This window comes from Streptococcus oralis Uo5, from assembly GCF_000253155.1.
GTDB lineage: Bacteria > Bacillota > Bacilli > Lactobacillales > Streptococcaceae > Streptococcus > Streptococcus oralis_L.
The window spans coordinates 1-20,358 of the sequence record NC_015291.1 but is presented as its reverse complement, the minus strand read 5'-3'; the positions used below and the strand labels follow the sequence as shown (position 1 = coordinate 20,358).

Annotated in this window: 14 protein-coding genes, 3 tRNA genes, 3 rRNA genes and 1 pseudogene; all 21 read right to left on the bottom strand. The window is 39.6% G+C overall.

What is annotated here, in order from left to right:
• Positions 1-155: 155 nt before the first annotated feature.
• On the bottom strand, positions 156-392 hold the full coding sequence (gene comW, locus SOR_RS10275; protein ID WP_000939510.1) for a sigma(X)-activator ComW: 237 nt from the start codon (positions 390-392) through the stop codon (positions 156-158).
• A gap of 208 nt (positions 393-600) precedes the next feature.
• Positions 601-674: transfer RNA gene (locus SOR_RS00095), tRNA-Asn, on the bottom strand.
• Between the two features lie 5 nt (positions 675-679).
• Positions 680-795, bottom strand: a 5S ribosomal RNA gene (gene rrf / locus SOR_RS00090).
• A 76-nt stretch (positions 796-871) separates the two neighbouring features.
• Positions 872-3,772 (bottom strand): 23S ribosomal RNA (locus SOR_RS00085).
• 124 nt (positions 3,773-3,896) lie between these two features.
• A tRNA-Ala gene (locus SOR_RS00080) sits at positions 3,897-3,969 on the bottom strand.
• Positions 3,970-4,020: 51 nt separating this feature from the next.
• Positions 4,021-5,566, bottom strand: a 16S ribosomal RNA gene (locus SOR_RS00075).
• The 16S, 23S and 5S rRNA genes sit together here with 3 tRNA genes alongside, the layout of an rRNA operon.
• A 231-nt stretch (positions 5,567-5,797) precedes the next feature.
• Positions 5,798-5,869, bottom strand: a tRNA-Glu gene (locus SOR_RS00070).
• A 67-nt stretch (positions 5,870-5,936) separates the two neighbouring features.
• Positions 5,937-6,188: pseudogene (locus SOR_RS09815) on the bottom strand (23S rRNA (uracil(1939)-C(5))-methyltransferase RlmD); the annotation flags it as partial.
• Positions 6,189-6,227: 39 nt separating this feature from the next.
• A complete protein-coding gene (gene ftsH / locus SOR_RS00065; RefSeq protein ID WP_000744581.1) occupies positions 6,228-8,186 on the bottom strand; it encodes an ATP-dependent zinc metalloprotease FtsH in 1,959 nt (652 codons plus the stop codon).
• Positions 8,187-8,201: 15 nt separating this feature from the next.
• A complete protein-coding gene (gene hpt / locus SOR_RS00060) occupies positions 8,202-8,744 on the bottom strand; it encodes a hypoxanthine phosphoribosyltransferase (RefSeq protein WP_000889399.1) in 543 nt (180 codons plus the stop codon).
• Positions 8,745-8,748: 4 nt separating this feature from the next.
• On the bottom strand, positions 8,749-10,026 hold the full coding sequence (tilS, locus tag SOR_RS00055) for a tRNA lysidine(34) synthetase TilS (protein WP_001209063.1): 1,278 nt from the start codon (positions 10,024-10,026) through the stop codon (positions 8,749-8,751).
• Entirely contained in the window at positions 10,023-11,291 is a 1,269-nt protein-coding gene (locus tag SOR_RS00050; protein WP_001224815.1) for a serine hydrolase, read from the bottom strand. Before SOR_RS00050 ends, tilS begins: the two co-directional genes overlap by 4 nt.
• Positions 11,284-11,406: an SP_0009 family protein gene (locus SOR_RS10385; RefSeq protein WP_000429343.1), complete on the bottom strand. Its 123-nt coding sequence runs from the start codon at positions 11,404-11,406 to the stop codon at positions 11,284-11,286. The genes SOR_RS00050 and SOR_RS10385 overlap by 8 nt, the downstream gene beginning before the upstream one ends.
• Before the next feature lie 4 nt (positions 11,407-11,410).
• Positions 11,411-11,779, bottom strand: coding sequence for a septum formation initiator family protein (locus SOR_RS00040; protein WP_000041922.1), 369 nt, complete (start codon positions 11,777-11,779; stop codon positions 11,411-11,413).
• Positions 11,772-12,038: an RNA-binding S4 domain-containing protein gene (locus tag SOR_RS00035; RefSeq protein WP_001234975.1), complete on the bottom strand. Its 267-nt coding sequence runs from the start codon at positions 12,036-12,038 to the stop codon at positions 11,772-11,774. The genes SOR_RS00040 and SOR_RS00035 overlap by 8 nt, the downstream gene beginning before the upstream one ends.
• Positions 12,039-12,095: 57 nt before the next feature.
• Positions 12,096-15,599 (bottom strand): transcription-repair coupling factor, encoded by a 3,504-nt coding sequence (gene mfd, locus SOR_RS00030; protein WP_000258135.1) that lies wholly within the window; start codon positions 15,597-15,599, stop codon positions 12,096-12,098.
• Entirely contained in the window at positions 15,600-16,169 is a 570-nt protein-coding gene (gene pth / locus SOR_RS00025) for an aminoacyl-tRNA hydrolase (protein ID WP_000163926.1), read from the bottom strand.
• 73 nt (positions 16,170-16,242) lie between these two features.
• Complete coding sequence (ychF, locus tag SOR_RS00020) at positions 16,243-17,358, bottom strand: redox-regulated ATPase YchF (RefSeq protein WP_001218702.1); 1,116 nt, start codon at positions 17,356-17,358, stop codon at positions 16,243-16,245.
• A gap of 84 nt (positions 17,359-17,442) precedes the next feature.
• Positions 17,443-17,637 carry a DUF951 domain-containing protein gene (locus SOR_RS00015; RefSeq protein ID WP_000285180.1) on the bottom strand — a complete coding sequence of 65 codons (195 nt, stop codon included), beginning with the start codon at positions 17,635-17,637 and terminating at the stop codon, positions 17,443-17,445.
• 64 nt (positions 17,638-17,701) lie between these two features.
• The gene (dnaN, locus tag SOR_RS00010) at positions 17,702-18,838 is read right to left on the bottom strand and encodes a DNA polymerase III subunit beta (protein ID WP_000581146.1); all 1,137 of its coding nucleotides are present in this window, start codon (positions 18,836-18,838) and stop codon (positions 17,702-17,704) included.
• Between the two features lie 158 nt (positions 18,839-18,996).
• On the bottom strand, positions 18,997-20,358 hold the full coding sequence (gene dnaA, locus SOR_RS00005; protein ID WP_013670139.1) for a chromosomal replication initiator protein DnaA: 1,362 nt from the start codon (positions 20,356-20,358) through the stop codon (positions 18,997-18,999).

The window sequence follows — 20,358 nt, the reverse complement described above, 5'->3', positions numbered from 1 at the left end:
TATAAGAAAAAAACACTATTTTATCAAGAAGAAACAGTAGAAAAGATTTGGGAATTCTTTCATTTCTAAATACAAAAGCCTTTGATTATAAGCTAATTCTATATTTTTCAAAATATATCCATAACTATCGTTCGTAATTATGATATAGATACTTCCTATTGGATGAGAGTTGTACCACCTTGCAGTAATTTATCTAGATATAGACGATAAGCTGCTCTAAAGTGATATAGAGAAAAGTCCCTATCACTTTTAATTTTAAATCGGATTAAGTAATATAGTAAAAAACGGAGATGAAGTGATTCCCACTCTGAACAACTCTGGCCTAAAGAGGCATATTCTTGTTCAACTAGTTTCAAAAAGACAAATGCTCGATCATAAAATTTCTGAAGCATATAAAAATTCCCTTTCTTATTAGTAACACTAGTCTAACAAAAAAAGGAACTAAAAAAGCTTCAAATCCTATAAAAGTAGAATTTGAAGCCAAACGAACTAAAAATAAAATAAAGAGGTAATTACAGATTTTAAAATTAAAATTTGAAATTTCAACAGTCCACTATATTTATAAATAAAAAAACGCTCAGTTGAACGTTTCGATTTATACTCCGCCAGTAGGACTCGAACCTACGACATCATGATTAACAGTCATGCGCTACTACCAACTGAGCTATGGCGGATAAAAGCTAAGCGACTTCCATATCTCACAGGGGGCAACCCCCAACTACTTCCGGCGTTCTAGGGCTTAACTGCTGTGTTCGGCATGGGTACAGGTGTATCTCCTAGGCTATCGTCACTTAACTCTGAGTAATACCTACTCAAAATTGAATATCTATCAAATACCAAGAAAACCTTCGCTTTCGTATTCTCAGTTACTTTGGATAAGTCCTCGAGCTATTAGTATTAGTCCGCTACATGTGTCGCCACACTTCCACTTCTAACCTATCTACCTGATCATCTCTCAGGGCTCTTACTGATATAAAATCATGGGAAATCTCATCTTGAGGTGGGTTTCACACTTAGATGCTTTCAGCGTTTATCCCTTCCCTACATAGCTACCCAGCGATGCCTTTGGCAAGACAACTGGTACACCAGCGGTAAGTCCACTCTGGTCCTCTCGTACTAGGAGCAGATCCTCTCAAATTTCCTACGCCCGCGACGGATAGGGACCGAACTGTCTCACGACGTTCTGAACCCAGCTCGCGTGCCGCTTTAATGGGCGAACAGCCCAACCCTTGGGACCGACTACAGCCCCAGGATGCGACGAGCCGACATCGAGGTGCCAAACCTCCCCGTCGATGTGAACTCTTGGGGGAGATAAGCCTGTTATCCCCAGGGTAGCTTTTATCCGTTGAGCGATGGCCCTTCCATACGGAACCACCGGATCACTAAGCCCGACTTTCGTCCCTGCTCGAGTTGTAGCTCTCGCAGTCAAGCTCCCTTATACCTTTACACTCTGCGAATGATTTCCAACCATTCTGAGGGAACCTTTGGGCGCCTCCGTTACCTTTTAGGAGGCGACCGCCCCAGTCAAACTGCCCGTCAGACACTGTCTCCGATAGGGATAACCTATCCGGGTTAGAGTGGCCATAACACAAGGGTAGTATCCCAACAACGTCTCCTTCGAAACTGGCGTCCCGATCTCTTAGACTCCTACCTATCCTGTACATGTGGTACAGACACTCAATATCAAACTGCAGTAAAGCTCCATGGGGTCTTTCCGTCCTGTCGCGGGTAACCTGCATCTTCACAGGTACTAAAATTTCACCGAGTCTCTCGTTGAGACAGTGCCCAAATCATTACGCCTTTCGTGCGGGTCGGAACTTACCCGACAAGGAATTTCGCTACCTTAGGACCGTTATAGTTACGGCCGCCGTTTACTGGGGCTTCAATTCATACCTTCGCTTACGCTAAGCACTCCTCTTAACCTTCCAGCACCGGGCAGGCGTCACCCCCTATACATCATCTTACGATTTAGCAGAGAGCTGTGTTTTTGATAAACAGTTGCTTGGGCCTATTCACTGCGGCTGACGTAAAGTCAGCACCCCTTCTCCCGAAGTTACGGGGTCATTTTGCCGAGTTCCTTAACGAGAGTTCTCTCGCTCACCTGAGGCTACTCGCCTCGACTACCTGTGTCGGTTTGCGGTACGGGTAGAGTATGTTTAAACGCTAGAAGCTTTTCTTGGCAGTGTGACGTCACTAACTTCGCTACTAAACTTCGCTCCCCATCACAGCTCAATGTTATAGATATAAGCATTTGACTCATATCACACCTCACTGCTTAGACAGACTCTTCCATTCGTCTGCTTTAGTTAGCCTACTGCGTCCCTCCATCACTACATACTCTAGTACAGGAATATCAACCTGTTGTCCATCGGATACACCTTTCGGTCTCTCCTTAGGTCCCGACTAACCCAGGGCGGACGAGCCTTCCCCTGGAAACCTTAGTCTTACGGTGGACAGGATTCTCACCTGTCTTTCGCTACTCATACCGGCATTCTCACTTCTATGCGTTCCAGCACTCCTCACGGTATACCTTCTTCACACATAGAACGCTCTCCTACCATACCTATAAAGGTATCCACAGCTTCGGTAAATTGTTTTAGCCCCGGTACATTTTCGGCGCAGGGTCACTCGACTAGTGAGCTATTACGCACTCTTTGAATGAATAGCTGCTTCTAAGCTAACATCCTAGTTGTCTGTGCAACCCCACATCCTTTTCCACTTAACAATTATTTTGGGACCTTAGCTGGTGGTCTGGGCTGTTTCCCTTTCGACTACGGATCTTAGCACTCGCAGTCTGACTGCCGACCATAATTCATTGGCATTCGGAGTTTATCTGAGATTGGTAATCCGGGATGGACCCCTCACCCAAACAGTGCTCTACCTCCAAGAATCTTGATGTCGACGCTAGCCCTAAAGCTATTTCGGAGAGAACCAGCTATCTCCAAGTTCGTTTGGAATTTCTCCGCTACCCACAAGTCATCCAAGCACTTTTCAACGTGCCCTGGTTCGGTCCTCCAGTGCGTCTTACCGCACCTTCAACCTGCTCATGGGTAGGTCACATGGTTTCGGGTCTACGACATGATACTAAGGCGCCCTATTCAGACTCGGTTTCCCTGCGGCTCCGTCTCTTCAACTTAACCTCGCATCATATCGTAACTCGCCGGTTCATTCTACAAAAGGCACGCTCTCACCCATTAACGGGCTCGAACTTGTTGTAGGCACACGGTTTCAGGTTCTATTTCACTCCCCTCCCGGGGTGCTTTTCACCTTTCCCTCACGGTACTGGTTCACTATCGGTCACTAGGGAGTATTTAGGGTTGGGAGATGGTCCTCCCAGATTCCGACGGGATTTCACGTGTCCCGCCGTACTCAGGATACTGCTAGGTACAAAGACTATTTTAAATACGAGGCTGTTACTCTCTTTGGCTGATCTTCCCAAATCATTCTTCTATAATCTTTGAGTCCACATTGCAGTCCTACAACCCCGAAGAGTAAACTCTTCGGTTTGCCCTCCTGCCGTTTCGCTCGCCGCTACTAAGGCAATCGCTTTTGCTTTCTCTTCCTGCAGCTACTTAGATGTTTCAGTTCACTGCGTCTTCCTCCTCACATCCTTAACAGATGTGGGTAACAGGTAGTACCTGTTGGGTTCCCCCATTCGGAAATCCCTGGATCATCGCTTACTTACAGCTACCCAAGGCATATCGTCGTTTGTCACGTCCTTCTTCGGCTCCTAGTGCCAAGGCATCCACCGTGCGCCCTTATTAACTTAACCTTATTTTTTGACCTTTCAGTCATAAACTCTTATTAATACTACAGCGTTTTCGGTTTATTTTCTTGTTACTATTTGATATAGATATTCAATTTTCAATGTGCATTACTTGGTGATCTCTCACCAATGGAGCCTAGCGGGATCGAACCGCTGACCTCCTGCGTGCAAAGCAGGCGCTCTCCCAGCTGAGCTAAGGCCCCACAAGACCTCTCAAGACTAAACAAGACCAATGTGCAGTTCCTTATCCTTAGAAAGGAGGTGATCCAGCCGCACCTTCCGATACGGCTACCTTGTTACGACTTCACCCCAATCATCTATCCCACCTTAGGCGGCTGGCTCCAAATGGTTACCTCACCGACTTCGGGTGTTACAAACTCTCGTGGTGTGACGGGCGGTGTGTACAAGGCCCGGGAACGTATTCACCGCGGCGTGCTGATCCGCGATTACTAGCGATTCCGACTTCATGTAGGCGAGTTGCAGCCTACAATCCGAACTGAGACTGGCTTTAAGAGATTAGCTTGCCGTCACCGGCTTGCGACTCGTTGTACCAGCCATTGTAGCACGTGTGTAGCCCAGGTCATAAGGGGCATGATGATTTGACGTCATCCCCACCTTCCTCCGGTTTATTACCGGCAGTCTCGCTAGAGTGCCCAACTAAATGATGGCAACTAACAATAGGGGTTGCGCTCGTTGCGGGACTTAACCCAACATCTCACGACACGAGCTGACGACAACCATGCACCACCTGTCACCTCTGTCCCGAAGGAAAACTCTATCTCTAGAGCGGTCAGAGGGATGTCAAGACCTGGTAAGGTTCTTCGCGTTGCTTCGAATTAAACCACATGCTCCACCGCTTGTGCGGGCCCCCGTCAATTCCTTTGAGTTTCAACCTTGCGGTCGTACTCCCCAGGCGGAGTGCTTAATGCGTTAGCTGCGGCACTAAACCCCGGAAAGGGTCTAACACCTAGCACTCATCGTTTACGGCGTGGACTACCAGGGTATCTAATCCTGTTTGCTCCCCACGCTTTCGAGCCTCAGCGTCAGTTACAAGCCAGAGAGCCGCTTTCGCCACCGGTGTTCCTCCATATATCTACGCATTTCACCGCTACACATGGAATTCCACTCTCCCCTCTTGCACTCAAGTTAAACAGTTTCCAAAGCGTACTATGGTTAAGCCACAGCCTTTAACTTCAGACTTATCTAACCGCCTGCGCTCGCTTTACGCCCAATAAATCCGGACAACGCTCGGGACCTACGTATTACCGCGGCTGCTGGCACGTAGTTAGCCGTCCCTTTCTGGTAAGATACCGTCACAGTGTGAACTTTCCACTCTCACACTCGTTCTTCTCTTACAACAGAGCTTTACGATCCGAAAACCTTCTTCACTCACGCGGCGTTGCTCGGTCAGACTTCCGTCCATTGCCGAAGATTCCCTACTGCTGCCTCCCGTAGGAGTCTGGGCCGTGTCTCAGTCCCAGTGTGGCCGATCACCCTCTCAGGTCGGCTATGTATCGTTGCCTTGGTGAGCCGTTACCTCACCAACTAGCTAATACAACGCAGGTCCATCTGGTAGTGATGCAATTGCACCTTTTAAGCAAATGTCATGCAACATCTACTCTTATGCGGTATTAGCTATCGTTTCCAATAGTTATCCCCCGCTACCAGGCAGGTTACCTACGCGTTACTCACCCGTTCGCAACTCATCCAGAGAAGCAAGCTCCTCCTTCAGCGTTCTACTTGCATGTATTAGGCACGCCGCCAGCGTTCGTCCTGAGCCAGGATCAAACTCTCATTAAAAGTTTGAGTTCTCACTCATTTCTGTCACTGACAGATTTATTGTTTTTTTCATTGTTCAGTACTATAACCTCAGTTATAGTGCCCTGCACATTGGTTCGTCTTGTTCAGTTTTCAAAGGTCTTTGCCTCTCACTTCTCTCGTGAGCGACAACTATATTAGTATATCACAGCTACCTGCCTCTGTCAACAGATTTTTTAAACTTTTTTCAAGTTTTTTTACCACAATACACCATAGTCCGTACGGGATTCGAACCCGTGTTACCGCCGTGAAAAGGCGGTGTCTTAACCCCTTGACCAACGGACCTTGAGTTTTTCAACTCTTTCTATTATACCTACTTTTACGCCTTTGTCAAGAACTTTTTTCAGTGAATTTAATTTTTTCTTTTCTTCACTAACTTAACCACTGCTTCTGTTCGTGCAGTGTGGGGAAACATATCGACCGACTGGATATACTGGAGATCATAGACTTTTACTAGTTTAACTAAATCTCGAGCCAAGGTCGAAACATTGCAAGAAACATAAACCATTTTTTCTGGAACATAGGTCAGTATGGTATCCAGTAGCTTACCATCTAACCCTGTACGAGGAGGGTCAACTATCAGGGTATCTGCTCGGTAGCCTTCACATTAGAACATAAAAAGAGAGGTCGAACCTCTCTAAACTTATTTTTCTTCACTCATTTTTGATTTCACTTCATCATAAGATAGGGCGTGAGTTTCCTCTTCTACAGTCTCAGGCATTTTTCCTGTTTCGTAAAGAGATTTAATCTGTGTACTATCCAATGTTTCGTATTTCAACAATGCTTCCGCAATCAGTTTATGAGTTTCACGATTTGACTGAATAATCTCAGCTGCTTTATTCCTTGCTTCATTTAATAATGAACGTACTTCCTCATCAATCTCATAAGCTGTTTGTTCTGAAATTGATTTTTGAGGACTTTGTGCACCAAACATAGCATGATTGCCCTCATATTGAACTGGGCCAAGTTTTTCACTCATACCATATTCAGTGACCATTGCACGCGCCATCTGAGTAGCTTGTTCAAAGTCATTTGAAGCTCCTGTTGTTTGGACATTAAAGATAATCTCTTCAGCAACACGACCACCCATCAAACCTGCTAATTGCTCTTTCATATCTTCTTTAGAAAGAAGCATTTGGTCTTCTTTAGGAAGTGCAATCATATATCCGCCTGCACGTCCACGTGGTACGATGGTCACTTTATGAACAACACGAGCATTCGACAAGACTAAACCAACAATGGTATGTCCAGCCTCGTGATAAGCAACCAATTCACGTTCTCTTTGTGATACTGTTTTATCTTTCTTAGATGGTCCAGCAATCACTCTGTCCTCTGCCTCATCAATATCTGAAGCATCAATAACTGACTTGTTGCGACGGGCAGCAACCAAGGCCGCCTCATTTAGAACATTTTCCAAGTCAGCTCCCACAAAACCTGGAGTTTGTTGGGCAACTAATTTCAAATCAACATCTTCTGCTAGAGGTTTGTTTTTAGCGTGAACTTTCAAGATTGCTTCACGACCTTTAACATCAGGGCGACCAACCAAGACTTTTCTATCAAAACGTCCCGGGCGGAGAAGAGCTGGATCGAGAACATCTGAACGGTTTGTCGCAGCGATAACGATAATCCCTTCATTACCCTCAAAACCATCCATTTCAATCAAGAGTTGGTTCAAGGTTTGTTCACGTTCATCATTACCTCCACCAAGACCGACACCACGTTGGCGACCAACGGCATCAATTTCATCAATAAAGATGATGGCTGGCGCTGCTTTTTTTGCATCCTCAAAAAGAGAACGAACGCGGCTTGCACCAACTCCGACAAACATTTCTACAAAGTCAGAACCTGAGATACTAAAGAATGGAACACCTGCTTCCCCAGCAACTGCCTTAGCAAGTAAGGTCTTACCTGTTCCCGGAGGTCCCTCTAAAAGAACACCTGCAGGAATGCGCGCACCAAGTTTTGTAAATCGTTTTGGATCTTTTAGGAATTCAACAACTTCTACTAATTCTTGTTTTTCTTCCTCAGCACCCGCAACATCTGAGAATCGTACCTTGATATCTTCTTTGTTTGCAGCTTTGGCCTTGCTACGTCCAAAACTCATTGGATTTCGGCCACTATTTCCTCCCATATTTCCCATCATAGAGAATAGGAAGAAGAAGAGAATAGCAAACGGCACAACAGAGACAAGGATATTGATCCACATACCGCTTGAACTCTCATGTTTGACTGTTACTTCTGCCTGATGCTCAGAAGCAAGTTTTTGCAATTCTGCAACTGTCGAATCAGACGGAAGAATGGTACTTGAGAATCTTTCTACTGTTGTAGCAGTAGGAGTGAAAAATTGAATTCCAGTTTCTTCTTTACTAGTCTTAGGATTTTTATAAACACCAGACACTTCAATGATGCTACCATTTGGCTGATAGGTTAATTCTTTTACATTGTCTGCTGTAATTTCTTTTACCAATTCTGTATAGTTAATTTTTTCGCTTCGTCCTGCAGTATTTCCAGAGTAAAAATACTGGAATCCTGTCACTAGGAAGAAGATAATTAACAAGTATAGAAATGGATTTCTAACTAAACCATTATTTTGTTTTTTCATTAAAGATAAATCTTTCTAATTTGAATAAACTTCTTCTTTCAATACTCCGACATAAGGAAGGTTACGATAATTTTCTTTATAATCTAGACCATAACCTACTACAAACTCATTTGGAATAGTAAAGCAGGTATAATCTGCCTCAATTTCAACAATACGCCCTTCTGGTTTATCCAACATGGTTGCAATCTTAACAGAAGCTGCTTCTCTTTCAATAAACATATCTCGCAAATTTTTCAAGGTTTGACCTGTATCGATGATGTCTTCAACAAATAGAACATGTCTTCCTTTGATATCTTGAGTCACGTCTTGCTTGATATTGATTACACCACTACTTGCAGTTCCACCATGGTAGCTAGATACCATCATGAAGTCCATCTCAATATGCGTATCAATATGTTTAACCAATTCAGCCATAAAAGGAATCGATCCTTTCAAAATTCCAATAAGAATTGGATTTTTCCCCTCATAGTCTTTTGTTAGTTGCGCACCTAGCTTTTTAGCAGCTTCTGTAATTTCATCATGTGAAACGAGGATTTTTTTAATATCGTGTTCTAACATCTTTTTACCTATCTATTTTTTCTATATAAATCACAGTGTTCATTATATCATTTTTCGTGTTTTTACTCAAATCACTGGTCGCAATTCCTGAAATTGAGACAATTTCTCCAAATTGCTCAATAATAGGAGTTGTTTTTCGTTTTTCAATAGGGATTTTTAAATCTATAAATAAGCGTCTCAGTTTCTTTCGATGACCATTTAGGATAATAACATCGCCAGGTTTTCGACATCTAATATGTACAAATGTTTCCCGTGAAACCATTACTTTTTGAACAAAATCCCCTTCAATAGGGATGCCAAAGGAAAATAAATATCCCATATATCGAACTTGATTTTGATAGTGTAACACAAGTTCATCTTCCTTTTCATCGGCCTGAGGACTGATTTTACAAACTCGAAAATTCTGATACTCTTTTATCAATTCATAGCCATTTTTAAGAGAATGACGATACTGGCTTTTAGTTGCTAAAATCTGTCGAACTTCGGCAAACTGAGCCTTTGTCAGATTTAAGTCTGGAAATTGATTAAGATAGTTCTGGAGCAAGATCCCTTGAGTTTGTTGTGAGTATGAAAATAGCTCATTCAAATCTTCCACATCAATTTGTTTCGAAAGCTCCGTTATTGTTGCTTGGTAATCTGAAATTTCCCTTCCAAAATCTAAAAGGGCGGATTTAAGACGAGGATTTTCTTTTTCAAGTTCTGGTAAATACCTATTCCGAATGCGATTGCGAAAATAGGTACTTTCCTGATTTGTTTGATCTTCGAAATGAGCAATTGGTAGAAAATCCTTTTTATGAAAATTCAACAAGGGACGGATGATTTCAATTCCATCAACTACTTGACCTTCTTTTATTCCTGTTAAATGACGTAGTCGACTACCTCGAATTAAGCGCATCAAAATCGTTTCAACTTGATCATCTGCATGGTGGGCAGTAATCAAGGCAGTCGCTCCAGCATCTTTCATGATTTTCCTAAAAAAATCATAACGAAACTCTCGAGCACGCGCTTCTGAAAAGTCTCCTGAAAAACTTGTGATATAAATAGGAAGTTCAGCTGCATCAGCTAACTTCCTTAGTTCATTTTCCTCCCAATCAGACTCATTTCTCTGCTTGTGATTGACATGTGCTAAAATCAACTCAATTCCCAACTCTTTTTGGTAAGTAGACAATAGATGGTATAAAAACATCGAATCCAGTCCACCAGACAGAGCCAATAAGACTTTAGAATGTTTTTTGAAATACTCTTTTTGGAGAAAATGATTTAAAAAATCCTGTTCCCTCATTTTAGAACCTCATAGACATCCTTAGCTATCTTAGCAATAGTGTCATAATCAGAATTTTTGGTGAAAATAGAAAGAACGAAAGGAGAGTCTGTATAGACAATCGCAGTGTCATGTTTAAACTCGTCGGCATCTCCAATTTTATGAGCTACCTTAACCGAAACACCTTTTGCGATTCGTTGGTTGTCAAAATCAGTCTTACCTAGAGACTCTAAGACAAAACCATTCTGATTATAAATAGCTTCCATAACCTTTCCAGCCATTTTTGAAGAAGTCAATTTATCATTCACATCCCAATCTTCACCCATAATGGTGGACATTTTTTCTTTGAAAGCCCCGTCAGATTGATTGGTCACGTAATAACCTAAAATATTATGAGCAACATTGTCTGACTCTTTTGTTACCTTGATAATTAACTGTTGAAGACTGTAATCTTTGCTGTCTTCTTTTTTAGGTAAACTACCACTACCTTCTGGTTTATAGGAGCCAGGAAAGCTATTTACTTCGGGGATATACTTGAAGCTACTGTCCAGCGTATAGTCGCCTTGATTTATCTTGTCCTGAGCATAATAAAGGTAGGTCAGTTTCAAGATACTGGCTGCATAGAGTTTGTTGTCTTCATTCACCCCAGCATCTTTACCTGTACTCAGCTGTTTAACATAAATAGAATAATTTTCATTCTGATAGTTGTTTGATAAGATTTCTTGAACCTTCTGGATGCGATTATCCTCTTCTGAGACAAACTCTTTTGATACCCACCCAACTTGATCAATATGAAGAAATTCTTGTCCCTCAGCAAAGAGAGTTCTATCCACCGTTACGAGTTGATAGGGAGAGAGGGACGAAGAAATTTCTTTCGCATTATAGGGACTGTTATAGATAACAAACCCTGGCTCCAACCATACTTGTCTATTTTGAGTTTGAACTTGACTTTTATCATAGACCAAACGCTTATCTGCAAGGATAAACTGGTGATTATCTAATTTAAAAACAGGAATACCTTGTCTATTCAAACGCCATTCTACTATTTTAAAGGTGTTTCCAGGAGTCAATTTACCAGACTCCTTGACAAGATCCTCATTAGCATAGACAGCTGTTTCTCCATATACCATTGGGGATTCAAGAGTTTCTTTATAGTAGAATCCATAATCAGACTCAGTTAGATAATAAATTTCTTGCGAAGAGTAAGGAAGCTGTTTTTCTGTGCTAACTACTCTTGAGGTTATGATAAAAGCAGGTAGCAATAAAACTACTAAGAACTTACGCATTCTTCTCTTCCCTTTCTTCTTGTAGTCGTAATAAATGGTTTTTAGCTGCCAATTCCTCTAATTTTTCATCTGACAAACTTAAAAATTGCTCAACAACTTCCAATAAATTTTCCATAACATTACCTCGGAAGCAAATCAGGAATTGTGTAAATTGCTTCTCGTTTCTTTGAGTAATAGTACTTGGCGCGTGCATATTTTGCTACATAGTCTTCATCTTTTAACTTTGCAGCAAAAGCAGATTCCTTATCCTTTTCATCACTAAGAGTTTGGTACTGCTCTTTCAACTCTGTTAATTGCTGACGGCGTTGCAGTAACTGATCATAGCTTTGAGCCAAGTTATAAGTTGGTAAAATAAACAACAAGATCATCAAAATAAGGACCCAACCCATAAAACGATTCCTCTTTTGTCTTTCCTTCATCAGGTAACGACGACGTTGATGTTCATTTTGAATAAAAGAATTATTCATCTGTACAATATTTTTAGACATTTTCTTCTACCCGTGTTTCACTGAGAATTTCATACATGCCTGCTGCATCTTCTTTTTTTGTACTATCTTTCATCTCTAGTACTTTAACAAGCAACAACTTATTTCCAAAGCGAATTTCAACTTGGTCATCAACTTTCAAATCCGTTGAACTTTTGGCCAAGATTCCGTTCACCTTGATTCTACCTTTATCTGCTACTTCTTTTGCGACTGTGCGGCGCTTAATAATTCGTGATACTTTTAAATACTTGTCTAATCTCATTTTTATTACCTCAAATTATTATTGTACCATTTTTATCCTTTTTATAGAAGAAAAATGTTAAATGGGATTTGCTTCCTTTGATTCTTTTATCTCTAATAAACTTTCTCCAAAAATCAGCAAACCTTCTAAAATTTCATAATCCTTCTTGTTTCGGACATCGAATACGACTTCCATTAATCCCTTATTCTCAGCTATGGCTGCTTTTAAGTTAGTTGCAGATAAGGCTTTAAAATAATCTTGAGCCAAGAATAGCCGTTGAGTGACTTTTTCAAATTGAACTGTAATCTTGTTATCTTTTCTTTCCACACGTTCTACAAAGACCTTGTCCAAATATGACTTGATCAAACCAATCTCTAAAAGATAGGCCACCACATCTGGATACTCCCCAAAACGGTCCATCAACTCTTCTTGTAATTCTTCATAGTTGACACGGTTGTCAATTTGACGAATTTTCTTGTAAATTTCAATCTTATGTCGTTGATCAGAAATATAAGTGTCAGGAAGATAAGCATCAATTTGTAAAATCAACTCAGCATTTCCTTTGCTTCTTTTGTTCCCATTGCCATTACGTTTAGCAATAGCTTCCTCTAATAACTGTGAATACAATTCAAAACCAACAGAATCAATGAAACCTGATTGGGATTTTCCTAGGAGATTTCCTGCTCCACGAATCGAAAGATCTCGCATCGCAATCTTAAATCCTGAGCCTAATTCCGTAAATCCCTTAATCGCTTCTAATCTCTTTTCAGAGACTTCACTGATTGATTTTTCTGGACGATACATAAGATAGGCATAAGCAATGCGATTACTACGACCGACTCTTCCTCTTAACTGATATAAGGTTGACAAACCCATATGGTCTGCATTTTCAATAAATAAGGTATTGGCATTTGGAATATCTACCCCTGTCTCAATAATAGTAGTTGTCACCAAAATATCATATTGTCCTTCAATAAAGTCCAGTAGAGTATTTTCTAACTGAATTTCACTCATTTGTCCATGAACAAACCCAATCGAAGCTTCTGGAATCAACTCCTGTAATTCTGAAACCTTCCGATCAATAGTGTCAACTTTGTTGTAAAGATAGTAAACTTGACCTCCACGCTCCATTTCACGCAAGACAGCATCACGAATTACACTATCATTCTTTTCCAAAACATAGGTTTGCACTGGATAACGATTGGTCGGAGGTGTTTCAATAACAGACAAATCTCGGATTCCCAACATAGACATATGGAGAGTACGAGGAATTGGCGTTGCTGTCAAGGTTAGGACATCTACTTGTTTTTTTAGTTCTTTCAAAGTTTCCTTATGCTTAACACCAAATCGCTGTTCCTCATCAATAATCATCAAGCCCAAATCAGCAAACACAACATCTTTTGACAAAACACGATGCGTTCCAATCAAAATATCAATTTGACCATTTTTTAATTTTTCAAGTGTCTCTGCCTGCTCTTTTTTACTTCTAAAGCGACTCAACACATCAATATTAACAGCAAAATTTTGAAATCGTTCCTTAAAATTCGTATAGTGCTGTTGAGCTAAAACCGTCGTTGGAACTAGAACGACCACCTGTTTATGATCATTGACTGCCTTAAAGGCTGCACGCATTGCAACTTCAGTCTTCCCAAAACCAACATCTCCAACTAAAAGTCGATCCATGGGGTGAGAATCCTGCATATCTCTCTTAATTTCCTCAATACTACGAAGTTGATCATCCGTTTCAACATAAGGGAAGGCATCATCAAAAGTATGTTGATCATCATCATCAGCTGAGAAAGCAAAACCCTTCAACTGACTACGCTCAGAATAAAGTTTGATTAAATCGTCAGCTATATCCTCCACCTGGCTCTTAACTTTTTGCTTGGCTTTTTTAAAATGACCATCATTTAATTTATTAAGTTTTGGAGGTTTCCCATCACTTGAAACATATTTAGACAGTAACTGAATCTGCTCTACTGGGATAGAGATTTGGTCACCATTTTGATACTGTACACTGACATAATCACGGTGAATTCCTTGGATTTCAATTGTTTCGATTCCTAGATATTGACCAATTCCATGGATATGGTGAACAACGTAGTCCCCTTTTTCAAGTTCATTATAATCTTTTAATCGTTCTGCATTTGAAGCATGTTGTCTTCTAAAACGACGTTTTAATTTCTTTTGAAAAATCTCATGTTCAGTAATCAAGAGAATTTTTTCATCTACAAAATGAAAACCATGTCTTAGATTACCCTCAACCAAGTTTACAGATTCCTTACAGATGCTTGACTTACCTCTGGAATCCAATTTAATCTGGTATTCCTCTAAAACATCCTCCAATGTTTTACTTCCCATTGAATTGCTAGACTGCAGAATAATGGTGTAGTTCATTTTTTTATATCGTTCAATTTCTTCTTTAAGAAAAGAAAATTGATTGAAAAATTCCTGCATAGGATATTGATTAAATTGATAAATGTAATCAAACTTGAGATTTCCTAATCCTTTTTGGAGATTGGAGAAAAAAGTAACTGGACTTTGTTTTTTATAGTTTTGCTCTGTGTCTGCAAAATACTGCATATCAGAAAATGATTTACCATTCTGTAAATCTTCTGTAAAGTATTGCGCTAATTCTCTTTCAAATGCTTCATACTGATTCATCAATTTTTGATAATCATCAAAGAATACTGGTGTATTTTTTTCAATATAATCAAATATAGTCCATGTTTTATCGTAACATAAAGATAAAAACTTTCGACTATCTGAATGTACTTGTTTTTGATGAAAACTTGACAAAATCTCTTCCAAATATGATTTTAAAATTGGTGATAGAGTCTTTGAAATTTGCTTTTCTAAAGCTGACTGTCCTCGTTGATAATCTTTTTCTCTCAAGAGTATGTCGCTAGCTGGAAAGATAGTGAGTTCTGTTTGATTTTCTTTCGATAATTGTGTTTCGACTTCAAAAGTACGAATACCATCTACTTCATCGCCAAAAAACTCGATTCGGAAAGGTTCTAACTGAGACATCTCAAAAATATCTAAAATGTCTCCTCGAATACTAAACTCACCTTGTGTCTGTACTTGAGTAACTTTTCGATATCCAATTTCCTTTAACCGGTGAAGTAGCTCGTGTTGGTCATATTCTTCGCCAACTGCAATTTTTATAGTACTTTCTTTAAATCTAGTCGGAGAGGGTAAAATTAACCGACTCGCTGCGATATTACAAACTAAAATCCCTTTCTTAGATGAATCAGTTAAAAAACGCAAGGCTTCAACTCGCGAAATGATTTTTTCTTGTGAAGACATCAAAAACTCTACCATAGGAGAGTCATCTACCAAAAATGGATAGACAAATTCCTCTCCTAAGATAGAAAGAAGATCACTGATAATTCGTTCTGCTTCTCCATAAGTTGAAGTCAGTAACACAATCTTATTTTCTTTTTCTAGGCTGCTTGCAATTACAAGAGCCTTGGTAGACGTTGATAAACCAAGTATTAGTTGTCTTTTCTTATCTATCAGATTTTGATGCCATTTTTTAATCTGATTATTTTCTGAGAATAAATCTAATAAAGTCACCATTTAGCCATTATACCTCTGCATTGTTTTCTCAAAATTTTTCTCTTGTAAATAGTAGTTTACAGCATCGTCAACCTTGTCAATAGACTGTAAAACACCTACATAGTCATCCTGATCAAACTTACTTAAAACATGATGAACCACTGACATGCCTTTTTTAGGTCTTCCAATACCTATTTTAACACGGTTAAATACCTGAGTCCCTATATGTTGAATAATAGACTTGATACCATTATGACCACCTGCTGATCCCTTTGCTCTTAAACGAATTTTCCCGACTTCCATGTCAAGGTCGTCGTAAATAACGAGTAAATCTTCAATATCCAAACCATAGTAAGTCAATAAAGCATGAACCGCTTTTCCACTTTCATTCATAAATGTTGTTGGTTTGACGAGATAAATTTTTTCTCCATTGATGAAAAAAGATGCTAGGTCAGCTTGAAATATCTTGTCATGTGTAAAGGTGACATTTTGTTTTTTGGCCAATTGGTCAATCAACATAAATCCAACATTGTGCTTGGTTTCAAAATATTTATCCCCTGGATTTCCTAATCCAACAAGTAATTTTGTCATTTATTTTTCCTTTCAAAAGCCAAAAGGGTTGGAATTTTTTTCCAACCTAATTGACACTATTTATTAAATGTTATTAAACGTTAAAGCGGAATTCCATGATATCGCCATCTTGAACGATATATTCTTTTCCTTCTTCACGCAAGCGCCCAGCTTCTTTTACAGCCTTTTCAGATCCGTATTTCACTAGATCCTCATATGACATGGTTACTGCACGAATAAAGCCTTTTTCAAAATCTGAATGGATAATACCAGCTGCTTGAGGAGCTTTCATACCACGCTTAAAGGTCCAAGCGCGAACTTCTTTTTCACCAGCTGTGAAATAAGTTCCAAGTCCAAGCAAGTGGTAAGCTGCACGAGTCAACTTATCAACACCTGATTCTGTCAAGCCAAGTGCTTCAAGAAACTCTTGCTTATCTTCATCATCTAACTCAGAAATTTCTTCTTCAGCACGCGCGGAAATAACAACTACCTCTGCATTTTCTGTCGCTGCAAATTCGCGAATTTGTTTCACATATTCGATAGAATCTGGATCTGAAACGACATCTTCATCCACATTAGCAACATAAAGAACTGGTTTAGTGGTTAAAAGGAAGAGACCTTTGACTACTTTTTGCTCTTCATCTGTGAATTCAATGGTACGTGCTGATTTTCCATCTTCAAGGACTGGTTTAATTTTTTGAAGGACGTTAAACTCTGCCACAGATTCCTTATCTTTTTGCGTACGTGCCATCTTTTCTACACGCGCATAGCGTTTATTAACTGATTCTAAGTCAGCAAGAATCAACTCTAGGTTAATGGTATCAATATCTGCAAGTGGATCCACAAAGGCGTCTTCACGTCCTTGCTCGCGCATAACATTTTCATCATCAAAAGCACGTACAACGTGAACAATCGCATCTACTTCACGGATATTGGCCAAGAATTTATTCCCTAGACCTTCTCCTTTTGAAGCTCCTTTTACAATCCCTGCAATATCTGTAAACTCAAAGGTTGTTGGAACTGTCTTTTTAGGAGTAATCATTTCCGTTAGTTTTTGTAGGCGTTCATCTGGAACTTCCACCATCCCAACGTTTGGATCAATAGTCGCAAATGGGTAGTTTGCCGCCTCTGCTCCTGCTTTTGTAATTGCATTAAAAAGGGTTGATTTCCCAACGTTTGGCAAACCAACGATACCTGCTGTTAAAGCCATAGTTTCTCATTCTCCGTTCTCATTTCAATCCCTAACATTATAACACAAAAAGGGAAAACTTGCTAACCCTCTAACTAAGGGTTCTTAGTCAATAATCTTATTCATTTTTCGTTCAAAATCATAGCGACTCATCATAACAAGGTGGTCACAATTGCTACATTTGATTTTGATATCTGCCCCTATGCGTGTAATTTCCCAACGATTGGCCTTTTTACCTGTTGACTTGATGGTGCAAGCATGTGGTTTTTTCATTTCAACAAAATTTCCAACTTGATACATACTACTCTCCTTTTCTTTTTCGATTATATCATAAAAGAGGCGAGCTAGGCTCAACCTCTTTCACTTAATTTGTACGAACTGGTGTAATGAGCTGCATGAAGTCTTCATCAGTATCTGCTGGAACAAGAGTAAATGGACGAACAGCTGAGATAAAGCTAATAGTTACCTTTTCGCTATTTAAAGCCTTGAGAGAATCAATCAAGTAAGTCGGGTTGAAACTAATAGTTAAATCATCACCAGTCACCTGCTCCGTATCGATTTCTTCGTTTACTTTACCAACTTCAGGAGAATGAACATGGGCGCTAACAACCCCACCTTTAATTTCAAGCTTCACAGTACCATTTTGAGTCGCACTTGATAAGAGACGAGCACGCTCCATAGATTGACGCAAATTAACCACATCAAAAGTAATTGTCGTGTTAAAGTCAGTTGGAATCAAACGATCTGTATCAGGATAGTTTCCTTCTAGGAGACGAGTATAGAAGCTAATATTTTCGCTTCTAAAGAGGATTTGATTATTTGCAAAGAAAATCTCCACAGTTTCAATATCATCCGTAAATACCGCTGAAAATTCGCGTAGAGAACGACTAGGAATTACTACATCGAAATCATCACCATTTTTTTCAAGAGTCAATTTTTTCTGGCTAAGGCGATGAGAGTCTGTCGCAACTGTTTTTAGTTCCTTGTGTTGGCTCAAAACAAAATGGACACCAGTCAAAATTGGACGACTTTCTTGCGTACTTGCAGCAAAAGCTGTTTCATTGATAATTTTCTTGAGTAGTTTGGTTTCAAGAACCAAAGGTGTGCTTGCTGAAATTTCTTGGATGCGTGGGTATTGTTCGCTATCTTTTCCTTTTAGAGTGATTTCTGATTTGCCACTTGTTAAGACAATTTGTTTTTGTTCAATCTCTTTGAAATCAAGGGTTACATCTGGAAGACTGGATACAACATTGATAAAGAAAGAGGCTTCAAGAAGAATCGAACCTAAGGAAGTAATTAAAAGACCAGCATCTTCATTCTTTTGAGAAATGAAATTTTCAATGGAGATTTGCCCATTTGATCCAATTAAAGTAATTCCTTCATTGGTAACATCAATTTTGATTGTTGATAAAATTGGAATAGCATTTTTAGAGCTAATTGCTCGTTTTGTGGTATTTAAGGCTTGTAGAAATAAATTTTTATTAATTGAAAAATGAATCATGGATTCTCCTTTATTTATTCTTAGTATTAGAAAGTTAATAGTAATAATAGAGTGTGTGAATTCTGTGGAAAACTAATTTCTATTTAGTAAACTCAAGTTTCTTAGCTTGTTTAAAAAATGTGGATAAAAAAGATAGGAAAGTGAGAGTTATCCACATGCTACTTAATTTTCTTTTTGATTGATTCTACTTCTAAACGTAAATTATCATCTTCGTCAATCAATGATTTTATTTTAGCATGAGCATGAATCACGGTAGTATGATCCTTTCCGCCGAATTCTTTTCCGATTTTAGGAAGACTATTATCTGTCAGTTCTCTAGCGAGATACATAGCAACTTGACGCGCCAAAACGATGTTTTGAACTCGTCTCGTTCCCTTCATTTCCTTAACACTCACTCCATAAAAATTACCAACTTCAGTTTGTATTTTTTCAATTGGAATAACAAGCATCTGGCGGGCATCTTGTTTACGTGCTCTGATAGCCTCTGCAGCAATATCAATAGTGATATCCTTAATCTTCTTGACTCTGGCAATTAAAGTGATATCGTTGATTGCTCCTTCCAATTCTCGAACATTTGAATCAAATTGGCCAGCCAAGTATTCCAGAGTATCACTTTGGAAATGGTAATCCAAATGCTCTGTTTTACTTTGAAGAATGGCGATACGTGTCTCAAAGTCAGGAGGAGTGATATTTTGCGTCAATCCCCAGCTAAAGCGCGTGACAAGTCTCTCTTCAAGTCCTTCTAGGTGTTTAGGACTTCGATCACTGGTTAGAACAATCTGTTTCTGTTTATCATGAAGAGCATTGAAGGTATTGAAAAATTCTTCCTGGGTCGCGACTTTTTTGCCACTGAGAGATTGGATATCATCGATCAACAAGAGATCAAGACTACGGTAAGTCTTTTTGAACTTTTCCATTTCCCCAAGTCGCAAGTGTTCAAGAAAGTCATTGATAAAGCTTTCGGCAGGAATGTATTTGACACGCGCATCAGGAATATTTTTCAAAATCTCATTTCCAATCGCATTGAGCAAATGAGTCTTTCCAAGACCAGGTCCTCCATAGATGAAAAGAGGATTATAGGTCAGAGCTAAATCTTCAGATACAGCTAGTGCAGCAGACACCGCCCAAACATTCCCATCACCTTGAATAAAGTTATCAAAGGTATATTTTTCTTTTAATCCTGTTTCAGAATAGGGAATCGTTGGTAGTGCAGGCGTATAATCGTAAGTAGAGACACTATTCGTATCATTTACTTGAGGAGATTCTGTACTCTGAGGTTTAGTGAAAATATAGTGAGGTTTGATTTCAGAATCATAAATTTCAAAACCAGCAGCAACAATAATATCTTTTAATTGCTTTTCCCACACCATTTCCATCTCTGATCTCGGTAGAAATATAGTAGCTGTGTTTTCTTCTACTTTGATGAGTTCAGCAGGTGTAGCATAGAAATCATACATAGATCGAGTCAATCTTTCTTGAGCAAATTCTAAAATACGATTCCAAAATTGTTTTTCTTTCAA